Source organism: Streptomyces sp. NBC_00400 (assembly GCF_036048035.1).
In the GTDB taxonomy this organism is placed as follows: Bacteria; Actinomycetota; Actinomycetes; order Streptomycetales; family Streptomycetaceae; genus Streptomyces.
The window spans coordinates 6,305,158-6,322,218 of sequence record NZ_CP107940.1 but is presented as its reverse complement, the minus strand read 5'-3'; the positions used below and the strand labels follow the sequence as shown (position 1 = coordinate 6,322,218).

Annotated in this window: 15 protein-coding genes; 4 read left to right on the top strand and 11 right to left on the bottom strand. The window is 71.5% G+C overall.

Annotation, left to right across the window (positions count from 1 at the left end):
• Positions 1-29 precede the first annotated feature (29 nt).
• Genes priA through hisD form a run of 6 tightly spaced genes read right to left on the bottom strand, consistent with a single transcriptional unit; the run spans position 30 to position 4,615 of the window.
• Entirely contained in the window at positions 30-761 is a 732-nt protein-coding gene (priA, locus tag OHS81_RS27655; protein WP_088797211.1) for a bifunctional 1-(5-phosphoribosyl)-5-((5-phosphoribosylamino)methylideneamino)imidazole-4-carboxamide isomerase/phosphoribosylanthranilate isomerase PriA, read from the bottom strand.
• Positions 761-1,417, bottom strand: coding sequence for an imidazole glycerol phosphate synthase subunit HisH (hisH, locus tag OHS81_RS27650; RefSeq protein ID WP_328387536.1), 657 nt, complete (start codon positions 1,415-1,417; stop codon positions 761-763). The genes priA and hisH overlap by 1 nt, the downstream gene beginning before the upstream one ends.
• Complete coding sequence (locus OHS81_RS27645) at positions 1,408-1,572, bottom strand: hypothetical protein (protein WP_328387534.1); 165 nt, start codon at positions 1,570-1,572, stop codon at positions 1,408-1,410. The genes hisH and OHS81_RS27645 overlap by 10 nt, the downstream gene beginning before the upstream one ends.
• A 3-nt stretch (positions 1,573-1,575) precedes the next feature.
• Complete coding sequence (gene hisB / locus OHS81_RS27640) at positions 1,576-2,169, bottom strand: imidazoleglycerol-phosphate dehydratase HisB (protein ID WP_086716854.1); 594 nt, start codon at positions 2,167-2,169, stop codon at positions 1,576-1,578.
• Positions 2,166-3,317 (bottom strand): histidinol-phosphate transaminase, encoded by a 1,152-nt coding sequence (locus OHS81_RS27635; RefSeq protein ID WP_328387530.1) that lies wholly within the window; start codon positions 3,315-3,317, stop codon positions 2,166-2,168. Before OHS81_RS27635 ends, hisB begins: the two co-directional genes overlap by 4 nt.
• The gene (gene hisD / locus OHS81_RS27630; RefSeq protein ID WP_328387528.1) at positions 3,293-4,615 is read right to left on the bottom strand and encodes a histidinol dehydrogenase; all 1,323 of its coding nucleotides are present in this window, start codon (positions 4,613-4,615) and stop codon (positions 3,293-3,295) included. Before hisD ends, OHS81_RS27635 begins: the two co-directional genes overlap by 25 nt.
• Positions 4,616-4,877: 262 nt before the next feature.
• Between hisD and OHS81_RS27625 the strand changes: the two genes are divergently transcribed.
• The 3 genes from OHS81_RS27625 to ybaK all read left to right on the top strand — a co-directional run bounded on the left by OHS81_RS27625 (position 4,878) and on the right by ybaK (position 8,455).
• On the top strand, positions 4,878-6,479 hold the full coding sequence (locus OHS81_RS27625; protein ID WP_328387526.1) for an oxidoreductase: 1,602 nt from the start codon (positions 4,878-4,880) through the stop codon (positions 6,477-6,479).
• 679 nt (positions 6,480-7,158) lie between these two features.
• Positions 7,159-7,908 (top strand): LON peptidase substrate-binding domain-containing protein, encoded by a 750-nt coding sequence (locus OHS81_RS27620; RefSeq protein WP_328387524.1) that lies wholly within the window; start codon positions 7,159-7,161, stop codon positions 7,906-7,908.
• A gap of 52 nt (positions 7,909-7,960) precedes the next feature.
• Positions 7,961-8,455 carry a Cys-tRNA(Pro) deacylase gene (gene ybaK / locus OHS81_RS27615; RefSeq protein ID WP_328387522.1) on the top strand — a complete coding sequence of 165 codons (495 nt, stop codon included), beginning with the start codon at positions 7,961-7,963 and terminating at the stop codon, positions 8,453-8,455.
• 103 nt (positions 8,456-8,558) lie between these two features.
• Here ybaK and OHS81_RS27610 read toward each other — a convergent pair whose 3' ends face one another.
• The 4 genes from OHS81_RS27610 to OHS81_RS27595 form a co-directional block, all read right to left on the bottom strand.
• A complete protein-coding gene (locus OHS81_RS27610; RefSeq protein WP_443058775.1) occupies positions 8,559-9,428 on the bottom strand; it encodes an ABC transporter permease in 870 nt (289 codons plus the stop codon).
• Complete coding sequence (locus tag OHS81_RS27605; protein WP_328391462.1) at positions 9,425-10,234, bottom strand: ABC transporter permease; 810 nt, start codon at positions 10,232-10,234, stop codon at positions 9,425-9,427. Before OHS81_RS27605 ends, OHS81_RS27610 begins: the two co-directional genes overlap by 4 nt.
• 88 nt (positions 10,235-10,322) lie before the next feature.
• Positions 10,323-11,255, bottom strand: coding sequence for an ABC transporter ATP-binding protein (locus tag OHS81_RS27600; protein WP_328391460.1), 933 nt, complete (start codon positions 11,253-11,255; stop codon positions 10,323-10,325).
• Positions 11,256-11,415: 160 nt separating this feature from the next.
• Positions 11,416-12,735, bottom strand: a complete 1,320-nt coding sequence (locus OHS81_RS27595; protein WP_328387518.1) for an NYN domain-containing protein — start codon at positions 12,733-12,735, stop codon at positions 11,416-11,418.
• Positions 12,736-13,009: 274 nt separating this feature from the next.
• On the opposite strand from OHS81_RS27595, the gene OHS81_RS27590 reads away from it, so the two are divergent.
• Entirely contained in the window at positions 13,010-13,189 is a 180-nt protein-coding gene (locus OHS81_RS27590; protein WP_328387516.1) for a hypothetical protein, read from the top strand.
• A gap of 123 nt (positions 13,190-13,312) precedes the next feature.
• Here OHS81_RS27590 and dnaE read toward each other — a convergent pair whose 3' ends face one another.
• Positions 13,313-16,864: a DNA polymerase III subunit alpha gene (gene dnaE, locus OHS81_RS27585; RefSeq protein ID WP_328387514.1), complete on the bottom strand. Its 3,552-nt coding sequence runs from the start codon at positions 16,862-16,864 to the stop codon at positions 13,313-13,315.
• Between the last annotated feature and the right edge of the window lie 197 nt (positions 16,865-17,061).

Below are 17,061 nucleotides of genomic sequence, written 5' to 3'. Positions count from 1 at the left end.
ATGCGGCCTTTCGTTCGCCGTTACGACACTTACGACACTGCTGCCAGCGCTTCTTCGAGGGTGAACGCCTTCGCATAGAGCGCCTTGCCGACGATCGCCCCTTCCACACCTTCCGGTACCAGCGAGGCCAGCACCCGCAGGTCGTCGAGCGAGGAGACACCGCCGGAGGCGACCACGGGCCGGTCGGTGGCCGCGCAGACGTTCCGGAGCAGTTCGACGTTGGGGCCCTGGAGGGTGCCGTCCTTGTTGATGTCGGTGACGACGTAGCGGGCGCAGCCCTCGGAGTCGAGGCGGGCCAGCGTCTCGTAGAGGTCGCCGCCGTCGCGGGTCCAGCCGCGGCCGCGCAGCGTCGTGCCGCGGACGTCCAGGCCGACCGCGATCTTGTCGCCGTGCTCGGCGATGACCTTGGCGACCCACTCGGGGGTCTCCAGTGCGGCGGTGCCGAGGTTGACCCGGCGGCAGCCGGTGGCCAGGGCAGCGGCGAGCGTGTCGTCGTCGCGGATACCGCCGGACAGCTCGACCTTGATGTCCATGGACCGGGCGACCTCGGCGATCTGTGCCCGGTTGTCACCGGTGCCGAAGGCCGCGTCGAGGTCGACGAGGTGCAGCCACTCGGCGCCGGACCGCTGCCAGGCGAGGGCGGCCTCCAGCGGGTCGCCGTAGGAGGTCTCGGAGCCGGACTCGCCGTGCACCAGGCGGACGGCCTGGCCGTCGCGGACATCGACGGCGGGGAGGAGTTCGAGCTTCGCAGCGTTCGGCATTACAGGGTCTCGATCCAATTGGTCAGGAGCTGGGCGCCGGCGTCGCCGGACTTCTCGGGGTGGAACTGGGTGGCACACAGCGGGCCGTTCTCGACCGCGGCCACGAACCGCTCGCCGTGCGTGGCCCAGGTGACCTTCGGCGCGGCGAGGTGCGGGTTGCCGACCTCCAGCTCCCAGTCGTGCACCGCGTAGGAGTGCACGAAGTAGTAGCGGGCGTCGGCGGGCAGCCCGGCGAAGAGCTGCGAGTCCCCGGCCGCTTCGACGGTGTTCCAGCCCATGTGCGGGACGACCTCGGCCTTGAGCGGGCCGACCGTGCCGGGCCACTCGTCCAGGCCCTCGGTCTCGACGCCGTGCTCGATGCCGCGGCCGAAGAGGATCTGCATGCCGACGCAGATGCCCATCACGGGGCGTCCGCCGGCCAGCCGGCGTCCGATGAGCCAGTCGCCGCGCGCCTGCTTGAGCCCGGCCATGCAGGCGGCGAACGCGCCGACGCCGGGGACCAGCAGGCCCTCGGCGTTCATCGCCCGGTCGAAGTCCCGGGTGATCTCCACCTCGGCGCCGACGTGTGCCAGGGCGCGCTCGGCGGAGCGGACGTTGCCGAAGCCGTAGTCGAAGACGACGACGTTCTTACGGGATGCCGAGGGGGTCAATTCCATACCTCCAGCCGCAGCACGCCGGCGAGCAGGCACAGCGCCGAACCGACGGACACCAGCACGATCAGGCCCTTGGGCAGCTGCTGCTTCCAGAACGAGTAGACACCGCCGAGGAGAAAGAGCCCGAGCAGGATGAAGACGGTGGACAGACCGTTCACGGGCTACAGGGCTCCCTTGGTCGAGGGGATGATCCCGGCCGCGCGCGGGTCACGTTCGCTGGCGTAGCGCAGGGCGCGGGCCAGCGCCTTGAACTGGCACTCCACGATGTGGTGGGCGTTGCGGCCGTACGGGACGTGGATGTGCAGTGCTATCTGGGCCTGGGCGACGAACGACTCGAAGATGTGCCGGGTCATGGTCGTGTCGTAGCTGCCGATCATCGGCGCCATGTTCTCCGGCTCGGTGTGCACCAGGTACGGGCGGCCGGAGAGGTCCACGGTCACCTGGGCGAGCGATTCGTCCAGCGGGACGGTGCAGTTGCCGAAGCGGTAGATGCCGGACTTGTCACCGAGGGCCTGCTTGAACGCGGCGCCCAGGGCCAGCGCGGTGTCCTCGATGGTGTGGTGGGTGTCGATGTGCAGATCGCCGTCGGTCTTGACCTTGAGGTCGAACAGGCCGTGCCGGCCGAGCTGGTCGAGCATGTGGTCGTAGAAGCCCACACCGGTCGACACGTCCACCTCGCCCCTGCCGTCGAGGTCGATCTCGACGAGGACGGAGGTTTCCTTGGTCGTGCGCTCCACGCGTCCTACGCGGGTCATCGCTTGCTCTCCTTCAGTACTGCGCGAACCGCGTCGAGGAACGCGTCGTTCTCGGCCGGGGTGCCGGCGGTGACCCGCAGCCAGCCCGGTACGCCGTTGTCCCGGACCAGCACGCCGTGGTCGAGGATCGCCTGCCAGGTGGCGTGCGCATCCTCGAAGAGGCCGAACTGCACGAAGTTGGCGTCGGAGTCGACGACCTGGCAGCCGGCCGCCCGCAGCTCGGTGACCAGGCGGTCCCGCTCGGTCTTGAGCTGCGCGACGTACTTCAGGAGGGTGTCGGTGTGCTCCAGCGCGGCGAGCGCGGTGGCCTGGGTGACGGACGAGAGGTGGTACGGGAGCCGGACCAGCTGCACCGCGTCGACCACGGCGGGGTCGGCGGCGAGGTAGCCCAGCCGCAGTCCGGCGGCGCCGAAGGCCTTGGACATGGTCCGGGAGACCACCAGGTTCGGCCGGCCCTCGATCAGCGGCAGCAGCGAGGGCCGGTGGCTGAACTCGCCGTAGGCCTCGTCGACCACCACCAGGGCGCCGGCCTCGTCGGCCCGGGCCGCCTGCGCCGCTTCGTACAGCGCGAGCACGGTCGCTTCCCCGACGGCGGTGCCGGTGGGGTTGTTGGGCGAGCAGATGAAGACGACATCGGGCCGCTGCCGGGCGATGACCGCCCGGGCCGCCTCGACGTCGATGGTGAAGTCGTCGTTGCGGGGGCCGGAGATCCAGCCGGTGCCCGTGCCGCGGGAGATCAGCCCGTGCATGGAGTACGACGGCTCGAAGCCGAGGGCGCTGCGGCCGGGGCCGCCGAAGGTCTGCAGCAGCTGCTGGATGACCTCGTTGGAGCCGTTGGCGGCCCAGACCCGGTCGGCGGTGACCTCGTGGCCGCCGGTGCGGGTGAGGTAGCGGGCCAGCTCGGTGCGCAGCTCGACCGCGTCCCGGTCGGGGTAGCGGTTGAGCCGGCGGGCGGCCTCGGTCACCCGCTCGGCGATCCGCTCGACCAGCGGCTCGGGCAGCGGATAGGGGTTCTCGTTGGTGTTCAGACGCACCGGGACGTCCAGCTGCGGTGCGCCGTAGGGGGACTTGCCGCGCAGCTCGTCCCGGATGGGGAGATCGTCGATCCTGGTCACGTGCCTGCTCACTTGCTCTGCGGGACCTTCCATTCGAACCTGGCCTTCAGCGCGGCGCCGTGGGCCGGGAGGTCTTCGGCCTCGGCGAGGGTCACCACATGGTGGGCGACCTCGGCCAGCGCGTCGCGCGAGTAGTCCACGACATGGATGCCGCGCAGGAAGGACTGCACGGACAGGCCGGAGGAGTGGCAGGCGCAGCCGCCGGTGGGCAGGACGTGGTTGGAGCCGGCGCAGTAGTCGCCGAGCGAGACCGGGGCCCAGGGGCCGACGAAGACCGCGCCGGCGTTGCGGACCCGGGCGGCGACGGCGGAGGCGTCGGCGGTCTGGATCTCCAGGTGTTCGGCACCGTAGGCGTCCACGACCTTGAGGCCTTCGTCGATGCCGTCGACGAGGACGACGGCGGACTGCCGTCCGGCCAGCGCCTCGGTGATCCGCTCGATGTGCTTGGTGGCCGCGACCTGCTGCTTGAGCGCGTCCTCGACGGCGTCGGCGAGCTCGGTGGAGTCGGTGACCAGGACGGCGGCGGCGAGGGTGTCGTGCTCGGCCTGGCTGATCAGGTCGGCGGCGACGTGCTCGGGGTCGGCGGTGGCGTCCGCGAGCACCGCGATCTCGGTGGGCCCGGCCTCGGCATCGATGCCGATCCGGCCCTTGAGGAGGCGCTTGGCGGAGGCGACGAAGATATTGCCGGGGCCCGTGACGAGGTTGACCGGCAGGCACTCCTCGGTGCCGTACGCGAACATCGCGATGGCCTGGGCGCCGCCGGCGGCGTAGACCTCGTCGACGCCGAGCAGGGCACAGGCGGCGAGGATGGTCGGGTGCGGCCGGCCGCCGAACTCCTTCTGCGGCGGGGAGGTGACGGCGATGCCCGTGACGCCGGCCTCCTGCGCCGGGACGACGTTCATGACCACGGACGACGGGTAGACCGCGAGGCCGCCGGGGACGTACAGGCCCACCCGCTCGACGGGGACCCAGCGTTCGGTGACCGTGCCACCGGGCACGACCTTGGTGGTGACGTCGGTGCGGCGCTGCTCGCGGTGGACGATCCGGGCACGCCGGATGGACTCCTCCAGGGCGGCGCGCACGGCCGGGTCCAGCTCGTCGAGGGCCGCGCGCAGTGCCGCGGCGGGCACCCGCACGCGCTCGATCTCCACGCCGTCGAACCGCCGCGCATAATCGATCAGCGCCGCGGTGCCGCGATGGCGTACGTCCTCGCAGATGGGCCGCACCTTCTCCAGGGCGGCTTCCACGTCGAACTCGGCACGGGGCAGCAGGTCGCGCAGGGCGCCGCCCTCGGGGAGGGCGTCACCGCGCAGATCGATTCGGGAGATCACCCTCCCAGTGTCTCAGACCCGCTCCTGGGCCCGAGCGGCCGTATCACTCAGTGATACACAGCGGCACACGCACTCCACACACCGTGATACGGCCCCGGAAGTTGACCGGAGTTGGCCCTGACCACGCGTGTTCAAGCAGTCACGGGGCGGGCAAGGGCCACGTGACGGCGTACGGGGACGCCTGTGGGACGCCGCACGACCGGTGCACGCCATGCGTCCGAACAGGTTGCGACACACCACGGGAGAGCAAGGGGGATCCACTGTGACCGAGCCCGGGGACGGCGACGCGCCCGCCGATCTGCAGCTGACATCGGCGGAATGGAGCATGTGGCAGGCCTTCCGCAACGGCAGCACCTGCGATCTGCACATCGGCGACCCGGCCCGCGACGATCCGCACGGGCAGCATCTGTGGGGCCCGGAGCGCCGGGTGCGGGCCAGGGTCGTGGCGTTACTGCTGCTCGACGGGCCGTCCCCGCAACCGGGCCGGGTCTCCGCGCTGCAGCTCACCGGTGCGTACATCACGGACACTCTCGACCTGGCGGGCGGCACGATCAAGCCATTCGTGGAGCTGCGGGACTGCCGCTTCGAGGCCGAGGTGGTGCTGCCGGAGAGCCGGTTCACCACGTTGCGGCTGGTGAACTGTGCGATACCCCGGCTGGAGGCGGCCCGGCTGCACACCGAGGGCGATCTCCATCTGCCGCGCTGTGTGGTGGCCTCCGGCGTCCGGCTCACCGACGCGCACATCGGCACGGACCTGATGCTCAACCAGACCGTGGTGCACAAGGACCGGCAGGGCCGGTCCATCACGGCGGACGGGATGACCGTCGCCCAGGACCTGCAGGCCGAGATGATGGAGTCCTACGGCGAGCTGTCGCTGCGCGGCGCCACCATCGGCGTGTCGCTGAGCCTGCGGGGCAGTCATCTGAGCAACCCCTTCGGCCGGCGGGCGCTGAACGCCCCGCAGCTGACCGTCGAGCGCACCCTCTATCTGACCGCCGCGGGCCTGGCCAACTCGCCGTTCTCCAGCAGCGCCACTCCCCCGTACGGCATCGCCCACACCCCCTCGCGCGGCACCCGTATGCAGCGCTTCGAGTGCGAGGGCGGGATGCGGCTGGACGACGGGCGGTTCGGCGACGCGGTCGACTGTGAGCACGCCCGGTTCATCATGGAGTCCGACCAGGAGCTGTCGCTGCGCCGCATCCAGACGCCCGAGCTGCGCTTCCTGTGCGACCGGCCGCAGCGCGGCCGGGTGATCCTCTCCGGTGCCCGGGTCGTCAATCTCATCGACAAGTCGGCGAGCTGGCCGGGGCTCGGCGGACTGTGGATGGCCGGCTTCGCCTACGAGACGCTGATCCCGCGCGGCCCCTTCCCGCTGGCGCTGCGGCTGCAGTGGGTGGCCGCGGCGACCCCGGAGTACGCGCCCGAGCCGTACGAGATGCTGGCCGCCTCGCTGCGCACCACCGGCGAGGACGCGGACGCCCGCGAGGTGCTGCTGGCCAAACAGCGGCGGCGCCGCGAGACGCTGCCGCTGGCGGCCAAGGCCTGGGGGTTCCTGCAGGACTGGACGGTGGCCTACGGCTACCGCCCGGGGCGGGCCGCGGTGTGGATGGCCATCCTGTGGGCCATCGGCACGCTCTACTTCTCGATGTCCCCGCCCCCGCCCCTCAAGGCGGGCGAGGCACCGCCCTGGAACCCCTACCTCTACTCCCTGGACCTCCTCCTGCCGGTGATCGACCTCAATCAGGGTGCGGCGTGGAAGCCGGGCGGCGCCGCGCAGTGGGCGGCGGCCCTCCTGATCCTGGCGGGCTGGGTCCTCGCCACGACGGTGGCGGCGGGCGCGTCGCGGCTCCTTCGGAGGCAATAGCTGAGGCTGCCCACGTTGTCGGCTGTCCCGCCGTGGGGGTTTGTCGCCGTTGCGCCTGCGGCGGGCGGGGTCCGCTGCGCGGGGCGGGTCCGCTGCGCGGGACGGGTCCGCTGCGCGGGGCGGGTCCGCTGCGCGGGACGGGTCCGCTGCGCGGGACGGGTCCGCTGCGCGGGGCGGGTCCGCTGCGCGGGGCTGTCGGGGTGCGGTGACGGGCCTGCGCGGGTGGGTGTCCGGACTGCTTCGCTTTACGTCCGGACACCCACCCGCTCCGGCCCGTCCCCTCCCGTTGGGGGTGGGAAGAAGGCCGGTGGGAGTGAGCGTGGGTGGTCCGGTGCTGCTCGTGGAACACGTGGAAATGCCTACGGCCGTGGCCCGCCCCCACCCACGTTCACTTACTCACCCACGGGAGGTGACGGGCCGGAGGGGCAGGGGTGTGGGACGTAAAGCGAAGCAGTCCCACACCCCTGCCCCGCAGGCCCGTCACCGCACCCACAGCCCCGCGCAGCGGACCCGCCCGCCGCCAGGCGCAACGGCGGGAAAGCCAAAAACGGGGCGGAGGCAAAGCGCAGCAGTCCGCCGCCAGGCGCGAGGGCCGGCAACCCCACGGCGGGGGCGGGCCGCCGAGGAATACCCGCCCACATGGGAGCACAGCCAAGCGCAGCGTCTAGGCTTACGGGCTGTGACCTCCCTGCGCCTACCGCTCTTCCCGCTGAACTCGGTGCTGTTCCCGGGACTCGTGCTCCCGCTGAACGTCTTCGAGGCGCGGTACCGGGCGATGATGCGTGATCTGAGCGCGGTGTCCGAGGACGACCGCCGCTTCGCCGTGATCGCGATCCGGGACGGCCGCGAGGTCGCCCCCACCGCGCAGGGCATGCCGGACGATGCCACCCTGCCGTCCGCCGACGGCCCCGCGGCGGGCTTCGGCGACGATCCGATGCAGGCGTTCCACACCGTGGGCTGTATCGCCGACGCGGCGACCATCCGGGAGAAGTCGTCCGACGACGACACCGGCTACGAGGTCCTGGCCACCGGCACCACCCGCTTCCGGCTGTTGTCGGTGGACGCCTCGGGGCCGTATCTGACCGGCGAGCTGGAGGAGCTGGAGGACGGCGAGGGAGAGGGCGCGGGCGTGCTCGCCTCGGGCGTCGTACGGGCCTTCCGTACCTACCAGAAGCGGCTGGCCTGGGCGAACGAGCGGACCCTGTCGAGCGGGCAGGACCTGCCCGCCGATCCGTCGGTGCTGTCGTACCTCGTCGCCGCGGCGGCCGTGCTGGACGTCCCCGCCAAGCAGCGGCTGCTGGAGGCGCCGGACACCGCGTCCCGGCTGGGACAGGAGCTGAAACTCCTTCGTCAGGAGTCGGCGCTGCTCGGTAAGCTCCCGTCGCTGCCGGCCGTGGATCTGACCCGGCAGCCGACCAGTCCCAACTGAACGACCCGCCGGCACCGCAGGGCCGGTCCGACCGACGCGAGGCACGAAGACGGTGGCGAAGAAGTCCAGGAAATCCGTCGGCACCCCTGCCACGGTCGCCCTCACCACGGCGGGCGTCCCGTTCACCACGCACTCCTACGAGCACGACCCGGCCGCCCCGTCGTACGGCGAGGAAGCCGCCCAGGCCCTCGGCGTCGCGCCCGAGCAGGTGTTCAAGACGCTGCTGGCGGATGTCGACGGGGCGCTGACGGTGGCCGTGGTCCCGGTGTCGGGGTCGTTGGACCTCAAGGCGCTGGCGGCGGCGGTGGGCGGCAAACGGGCCACGATGGCCGACCCGGCGGCGGCCGAACGCAGCACGGGCTACGTCCGGGGCGGGATCTCCCCGCTGGGACAGCGCAAACGGCTGCCCACGGTCGTGGACGCCTCGGCCGAGGGCCGGCCGACGGTCTGTGTGTCGGCGGGGCGGCGGGGGCTGGAGGTCGAGCTGTCGCCGGCGGATCTGGTGGCGCTCACGGGGGCGCGCCTCGCGCCCATCGCCCGCGGCTGACGGCACCTCGGCAGAAGGCACCTCGGCTGACGGCACGAACGCAGGCGGCACGCACGCACGGCGGGGCGGCCGGATCGGCGGCCGCCCCGGAAATCCGCGCAGGTCAGCCCGCGGCAGGCGGCTGCTGTCCGGGGTGGCTCCCGTGAGTGTTGCGGTGATCGTCGCGATGGCCGCCGCCGTGATCGTCGCCGTGGGCGTCACCATGAGGGCCGTCGCCGTGGCCGTCACCGTGCTGGTCGTCGCGCTGGTCGTCACCGTGCTGGGCGCCGTGAGGGTCCCCGTGCTGCTCCCCGGGCCAGTGCGGCGCCTCCGGCTCCGGGTCGCGCGGCCCGAACAGCCCGGTCAGCGCGAGCTGGGTGAGCATCGCGGCGATCGGCCAGGCCAGCAGCGCGCCCTTGGCCTGCAGCCGCAGCGGGCCGCTGAAGGCCACCCCGGGGCCGACCTGCTTGGCGTGCGCGGCGACGTCCGGGGTGGGGCCCAGCCACATGCCCGTCACCCAGCCCAGCACCGCGCCGAGCAGTCCGCCCACGACCAGCGCCACGACCAGCGGAATCCCGCCACGCCGGCGGAAGAGGAAGACCGCGGCGGTGGTGAGCACACCGAAGCCGAGGGACAGCAGGACGAAGGTGCCGTCCGCGCCGATCGCCTCTTCGCCCTCGGTGTTCTTGAGGTAGACGTTGCGGGTGTCCGCGATCAGCGGGATGTGCGGCGCGAGCCAGTTCCACAGCAGGCCGAGCAGCACACCGGTCACCGCGACCACCAGCGCGATCAGTGCGCCCTCGCGCAGTTCACGGGCCAGCTCGGGGCCGCCGAGGCCGCCGTGGTCGGCGACGGGCGCGGCCTCGGGGTGCTGCGGCTCGTCGGGCGGTTGGTTGTCGGGGGGCGTCAGCGGTGCGGTCACCCCGTCATCGTGCCAGGTGGGGCCGGTGGGACCGGAAGCAGGACGGCCGTTCGGTGTGGTGGACCCCGTCATCGGGCCGCCGCCCGGCGGTACGCCCAGGTGGCAACGGCCAGCGAGAGCACCCCGACGGCCGCACAGACGCCCAGGTCCACGCCGACCGCGACCCAGTCGGGATGCGGGTCGAAGCTGCGCGCCATCGCCTCCACACCGTAGGTCGAGGGCAGCAGATCGCGGGCCCAGCCGATCACCGCGGGCATCCGTTCGGCCGGCAGCACACCCAGCAGCAGCGCCGCCGACATGCCCAACTGGCCGCAGAGCGTGGCGAGTTCGGGGCGGGGGGCGAGCAGGCCGAGGGCCGCGCCGAGACCGGCCAGCGCCGCCCCGGCGAGCGGGAGCACGGCGGCCAGCACCCACAGGTGGGCCATCGGCAGCTGGAAGAGCACACAGCCGGTGACCGCGGTGACCACCGTCCCCGGCACGGTGAAGGAGGCGTACGCGGCGGCGGCGCCGAGTACCACGGCGGCCGGCGGCACCGGCAGCGTCGCGTAGTGGTCGAGCCCCCCGCCGGCCCGCAGCTGCCCGAAGTACTGGGCGAGGAGATTGAGCGCCACGAAGGCGACGACCAGCACGCTGGAGCCGGACACCACGGAGCGGGCCGGTTCGCCGCCGTCGACCACCCCGCGCAGCAGGACCATGATCCCGATGGACTGGAAGGTGGCGACGAACAGCAGCGGGATCCGTGCGACCCGGGCCCGGGAGAGCTGGGCGCGGTAGACGGCCGCCAGCGCGGGCACCAGGCGGGCGCGCGGTGCCAGCGGCGCGGCAGCCTCCTCGGGCCGTGCCCCGGCTTCCGGGGCCGCCCCGGCCACCGCCTGCACCGGAACCACACTCACGCTGTCACCACGCCTTCCTCGCTGCCCCCGTGGTACTCCATACGTCCGCCGCACCGGTCCCCGTTCACATCCGTCACGCCTTGACCAGTCCCTCCGCCCGGCCCCCCAGGGCGAGGTACACATCCTCCAGGCTGGGCGTGGCCAGCGTGAAATCGTCCAGGGCCGCGAAGGCGGGGCCCGCGGTGACCGCGGCGACGGCGGAGCGGGCCCGGTCGGCGGGCAGGCGCAGGGTCCAGCGGCGCCCCGAGGTGTGCGCGTCGGCTTCGAGGGCGGCGACCTCGGGCACCTCCAGCGGCGGGCGGTCGCGCCACACCAGCTCCAGCCGGACCTCCTCGCTCACCATTTCCTTCAGCCCGCCGGGCGTGTCGCAGGCGATGACCCGGCCCCGGTCGATCACCGCGACCCGGTCGAGCACGCTCTCGGCCTCCAGCACGTTATGGGTCACCAGCACCACCGTGGCGCCGCGCTCGGCGCGGCGCCGGTCCACCGCGGCCCACACGGCGCGCCGGGCGACCGGGTCCATCCCGGTGGTCGGCTCGTCCAGCACCAGCAGCGGCCGCTCGCCGATCAGCGCGGTGGCCAGGCAGGCCAGCCGCCGCTGCCCGCCGGACAGCTTCTTCAGCGCCCGTCCGGTGAGGCCGTCGAGGCCCAGCTCGCCGATCACCGCGTCCCGCTCGGCGCGCGCCTCACGGGCACCGAGGCCGCGCAGCCGGCCGGTGGTCTCCACGGCCAGCGCGACGGTCATCTCGTCCAGGGCGGTGGACTCCTGCCCCAGGTAGCCCAGCAGCCGGGCGGCCCGCTCCGGGTGGCGCACCAGGTCGTGGCCCAGTACGGAAATGCTGCCGGAGTCCGGGCGCAGCAGTCCGGTCAGCTGGCGGACCAGGGTGGACTTGCCGGCTCCGTTGGGGCCGAGCAGCCCGAAGATCTCGCCGCGGTGCACGTCCAGGGTGATGCCGTCGTTGGCGCGTACGGCGGATGCCCGTGCCGCCCCGCGGCGCCCGCGCATCGCGGGGTACGTCTTGACCAGGTCCCGCACGGCGCACACCGGCACCCCGCGCTCCACCTGTTTTGCGCCCGTCCTCACGAGCTATGAGGGTACGCGTCCCCGGCCCGCCTCCGGGCCGCGGGGCTCGGCGAGCGGGCCGGCGCAGGGGCTCCGGGGGCCGTCAGTCCCCGGCCGGGGCGTGCTCGGCGGCCGTCCGCAGATCGACCTCGCGCCAGAATCCGGCCCGGATCGCATACCGGTCGTGCTCGTCGATCTGGTCGTCCTTGTGGGCCAGCAGCCCGAACCGGGCGGCGTAGCGCAGCAGTTCGCCGTCGATGCGGTGCGGGATGCGCGGGTACTCCGTCGACAGCTGCTGGAGGTGGGTGGTGTCGGAGAGCCGGTCGGTCCAGCGGCGGGCGAAGACCTGGCCGACCTCGAAGGGGTCGCCGCTGACGGCGGTGATGTCCTCCTCGCGGTCGGCCCAGCGCTGCTCTGCGCTGGTGAGCTGGGCGAGGGTGGGCAGGGCCGCGGTCTCGGAGGGCTCACCGACCGGGCCGCCACGCTCGACCCAGCCCTTGTCGGACGACCAGCGCAGGGTGGCACCGGCCGCGGGCGCCTGTGGGGCGGAGCCGCCCGGGCCCGCGGGTCCCTGGCCCGCGGCGTGGGCGCGGCCGAGTCCGGCCAGGTCCTTGGGGGTGGGGACGCCCCGGGAGCCCACGGCCCCGGGATCGTCCGCGGTGGCCGGGGCGCTCGCGGTTCCCGCCGGCGGCCGGGAGACGCCGCCTGCGCCGTTGTGCTCGTGGGCGTGCTCGGCGGCTTCCGGGCCGGAGGCGGCGGCTGCGGCGGCGGCCGCGGCCGCCGCCGCAGCGACCGCGGACTCGGGCAGCGGGGCGGAGAGGATCGCGGCGATCTCGGGGCGCGGCACGGGCGGCGGGGCGCAGGGGCCGCCGAGTTCCTTGGCCCGGACCGCGCGGGTGATCCAGGTCCGGTCCAGTACCCGCCGCTCGTCGGCCTCGGCGACCAGGTCCTCGGACTGGTTGTAGTCGCCGTCGGCGGCCTGGACGGCCCACAGGTGGACCGCGACGCCGTGCTCCTTGGCGGACATCAGGCCGGGCAGGAGGTCGCCGTCGCCGGTGACCAGGACGATGTCGGAGCAGGCGCGGTTACGGGCGAGTTCGGTCAGCTCGGCGTGCATGGCGGCGTCCACGCCCTTCTGCGCCCATCGCCCGTCACTGCGGGTCAGGGCGCCGAGCCGGACGGTGACCCGGGGCATGACCCGCAGCCGGCGGTGCTCGGGTTGCGGGACGCGGTCGGGGGCGCCGTCGAACCAGTAGATCCGCAGCAGCGGGCGTTCGGTGTCCGCCTCGGCGCGCTGCCGCAGTCCCTGGATGAGGGCGGCGTGATCCACCGTGATCCGGGAACGGGCGGGCTCTCCGGCGAGCAGGCTCGCCGCGGCGCCGAGCAAATACCCGGCGTCCACCAGGACGACACAGCGATCCACGATCCACCCTCTTCCCTGAGGTGCTGATGTCCGGTCGCCCCCCGGCTCGGCCCGTGGCACGAGTCTTTCTTCGGTTGTCCTTCGAGTCTGCCCGACCCTGCGGGCGTTAACTGCCCGAACTCGATCTTCGGCGTGGCGGATTCGGCAAGAATCTTGAGTACAGCGTGTGATCAACCCTTTAACGCAGGGTAATTGCCCGAAATGCAGCGCTCTGTCCGGCGTGTAAGTCTGGTTCCGGCCCCGATCCCGGATTCCCCCCTCAGGAGGCACGATCATGGCCAAGGACAAGAAGCGGGACCGCAGTCAGCAGCAGAAGACGGCATCCGCGGCCGAGCGTGGCCAGCAGGAAGCCCAGAAGTCGAGCCTGGAGGCACAGTCCCAGTCGCGGTCGCAGGCGCAGGGCAGCCCGGCAGATGTTGCACGTAAGCACCAGCGGCGCTTCGGTCACAACTGATCTCAACTGATCCACGCCACACAGAGGTTGAGGGGCGCGTCCACTACGGGCGCGCCCCTCGGGGTAGGGCCTGTCGTCCGGGGCCCGGCCGTCTCGCGGCGTCTGCAGGCCGGCGGCCGGTGGTCAGCCCGCCAGGCAGGACGGGCCGAGCAGCACCTTGAGGTCACCGAACAGCGACGGGTCGGGCGTGACCCGGTGCCGGTCCAGCCGGAGCACGGTCGTCTTGCGTGCCCCCTGCAGCTTGATCCGCACCTCCGTGGAGCCGCGGTGGCTGCTCAGCACCTCGCCCAGCTTCTCGACCATCGGCGGGGTGACCTTGACCGTCGGAATGGTGATCGTCACGGGGGCGTTGGTGCCGGCCTCCGAGAGGTCGGGGACCATCATCTCCATGGCCACCAGCCGCGGGATGTCCTCCCGCTTGTCGAGGCGGCCCTTGACGAAGACCACGGTGTCCTCGACGAGTTGGGTGGACACCAGCTGGTAGGTCGCCGGGAAGAACATGCAGTCGATGGAGCCGGCCAGGTCCTCGACGGTGGCGATCGCCCAGGCGTTGCCCTGCTTGGTCATCTTGCGCTGCAGGCCGGAGATGATGCCGCCGATGGTGACGATCGAACCGTCGGAGTAGTCGCCGCCGGTCAGCTGGGCGATGGCGGCGTCCGCCTTGTCGGAGAGCACGTGCTCCAGGCCGAAGAGCGGATGGTCGGAGACGTAGAGGCCCAGCATCTCGCGCTCCTGGGCGAGGAGGTAGGTCTTGTCCCACTCGATGTCCGAGAACTCGATGTCCAGCCCGAAGCCGGGTCCCTCGTCCGCGCTGTCGTCACCCATGCCGCCGAAGAGGTCGAACTGCCCCTCGGCCTCCTTGCGCTTGACCTGGACGACGTTGTCGATCATCGGTTCGTAGTGCGCCGTCAGCCCCTTGCGGGTGTGGCCCATCTCGTCGAAGGCACCGGCCTTGATCAGCGATTCGGTGGTGCGCTTGTTGCAGACGACCGCGTCGACCTTGTCGAGGTAGTCGGGGAAGGAGGAGTACTTCCCCTTCGCCTTGCGGCAGCGGATGATCGAGTCGACGACGTTCTGGCCGACGTTGCGGACCGCGGTGAGGCCGAAGAGGATCACCTCGTCACCCTGGGCGGCGAAGTTGGCCTCGGACTCGTTGACGTTCGGCGGCAGCACCTTGATGCCCATGCGGCGGCATTCGTTCAGATAGACCGCCGACTTGTCCTTGTCGTCGCGCACGGAGGTCAGCAGCGCGGACATGTACTCGGCCGGGTAGTTGGCCTTGAGGTAGGCGGTCCAGTAGGTGACCAGGCCGTACGCGGAGGAGTGCGCCTTGTTGAAGGCGTAGCCGGCGAAGGGGACCAGGACGTCCCACAGGGCCTGGATGGCCTGGTCGGAGAAGCCGTTCTTCCGGGCGCCCTCCTGGAAGAGGACGAAGTTCTTCGCCAGTTCCTCGGGCTTCTTCTTGCCCATGACGCGGCGGAGGATGTCGGCCTCGCCGAGGGAGTACCCGGCGATGATCTGGGCGGCCTTCTGCACCTGCTCCTGGTAGACGATCAGGCCGTGGGTGAGCCCGAGGACCTCCTTGAGGGGCTCCTCCAGTTCCGGGTGGATCGGGGTGATCTCCTGGAGGCCGTTCTTGCGCAGCGCGTAGTTGGTGTGCGAGTCCATGCCCATCGGGCCGGGACGGTACAGGGCCGAGACGGCGGAAATGTCCTCGAAGTTGTCGGGCTTCATCAGCCGCAGCAGCGAACGCATCGGGCCGCCGTCGAACTGGAAGACGCCGAGCGTGTCACCGCGGCAGAGCATCTCGTACGTCTTGGGGTCGTCCAGCGGGACGGTGAGCATCTCCAGCTCGACGCCCTTGTTCTTCCGCACCATCTTGACGGCGTCGTCCATGATGGTGAGGTTGCGCAGGCCCAGGAAGTCCATCTTGAGCAGGCCCAGCGACTCGCACTGGGGGTAGTCCCACTGCGTGATGGTGACGTTGTCGGTGTGCCGGACCCAGACCGGGGCGTGGTCGACGATGGGCTCGCTGGACATGATCACGCCGGCCGCGTGCACACCCATCTGCCGGACCAGGCCCTCGACGCCCTTGGCGGTGTCGATGACCTTCTTCACGTCCGGTTCGTTCTCGTACATCCCCCGGATCTCGCCCGCCTCGCTGTAGCGCGGGTGCTGGGGGTCGGTGATGCCGCTGAGGTCGATGCCCTTGCCGAGGACGTCGGCGGGCATGGCCTTGGTGAGGCGGTCGCCCATGGCGTACGGATAGCCCAGGACGCGCGCGGAGTCCTTGATGGCGTTCTTGGCCTTGATCTTGCCGTAGGTGCCGATCATGGCGACCTTGTCGGCGCCGTACTTCTCCGTGACATACCGGATGACTTCGACGCGCCTGCGCTCGTCGAAGTCGATGTCGACATCGGGCATGGAGACACGCTCGGGGTTGAGGAACCGCTCGAAGATCAGCCCGTGCGTGATCGGGTCGAGGTCGGTGATGCCCATGGCGTACGCCACGATCGAGCCGGCCGCGGAGCCACGGCCGGGGCCGACCGCGATGCCGTTGTTCTTGGCCCACATGATGAAGTCCGCGACGACGAGGAAGTAGCCGGGGAACCCCATCTGGATGATGATGTCCATCTCGTACTCGGCCTGCTTCTGCCGGTCCTCGGGGACACCGCCCGGGAAGCGGCGCTGCATGCCGACCCGGACCTCCTCCTGGAACCAGGTGACCTCCGTGAAGCCCTGGGGGATGTCGAACTTCGGCATCAGGTCGCGCTTCTCGAACATCCCGGAGACGTCGATCTGGTCGGCGATCAGGCGGGTGTTGGCGCAGCCCTCCTGCCAGGCGTCCGAGGAGTCGATGGCGTACATCTCGTCGGTGGACTTGAGGTAGTAGCCGGTGCCGTCGAAGCGGAAGCGGTCCGGGTCGGAGAGGTTCTTGCCGGTCTGGATGCACAGCAGGGCGTCGTGCGCCGTGGACTCGTGGGCGTAGGTGTAGTGCGAGTCGTTGGTGACCAGCGGCGGGATGCCGAGCTTCTTGCCGATCTCCAGCAGGCCGTCGCGGACCCGGCGCTCGATCTCGATGCCGTGGTCCATCAGCTCCAGGAAATACCGGTCCTTGCCGAAGATGTCCTGGTACTCGGAGGCGGACTTCAGCGCCTCGTCGAACTGCCCGAGCCGCAGCCGGGTCTGCAGCTCACCGGACGGGCAGCCGGTGGAGGCGATCAGACCCTCGGACCACTGGGCGATGGTCTCCTTGTCCATCCGCGGCCACTTCTGCAGCCAGCCCTCGGCGTACGCGTCCGACGACAGCCGGAAGAGGTTGTGCAGACCGGTCTTGTTCGCCGCCCAGATCGTCTTGTGGGTGTAACCACCGGAACCGGAGACGTCATCGCGCTTCTGATGCGGCTGGCCCCACTGGACCTTGCGCTTGAGCCGCCGCGACTCCGGCGCCACGTACGCCTCGATGCCGATGATCGGCGTCACCCCGGCCTTCTGCGCCGAGTGGAAGAAGTCGTACGCGCCGTGGAGGTTGCCGTGGTCGGACATGGCGATATGCGTCATGTCCATCTCGTTGCACGCCTTGAACATGTCCGACAGCCGCGCCGCACCGTCCAGCAGTGAGTACTGGGTGTGGACATGCAGGTGCGTGAAGGGGGGCCTGGACGGGGCTGCCACGGCGGGGGACCTCCGAAAGTACGAAACGGCGCGAAGCGCCTCGGCGGGGGACGGCGGCCGGACGACCGGTGCACGGTCGGCGACGGATGGGTGAGACGGTCTCGAAGTCTACGACTCCCCACTGACAATCGGCGGGCACCGACGAGTAGCCTCGCGCGTTGTCAGTGGCAGATCCGCGACGGGCTCCGCCACGGCTC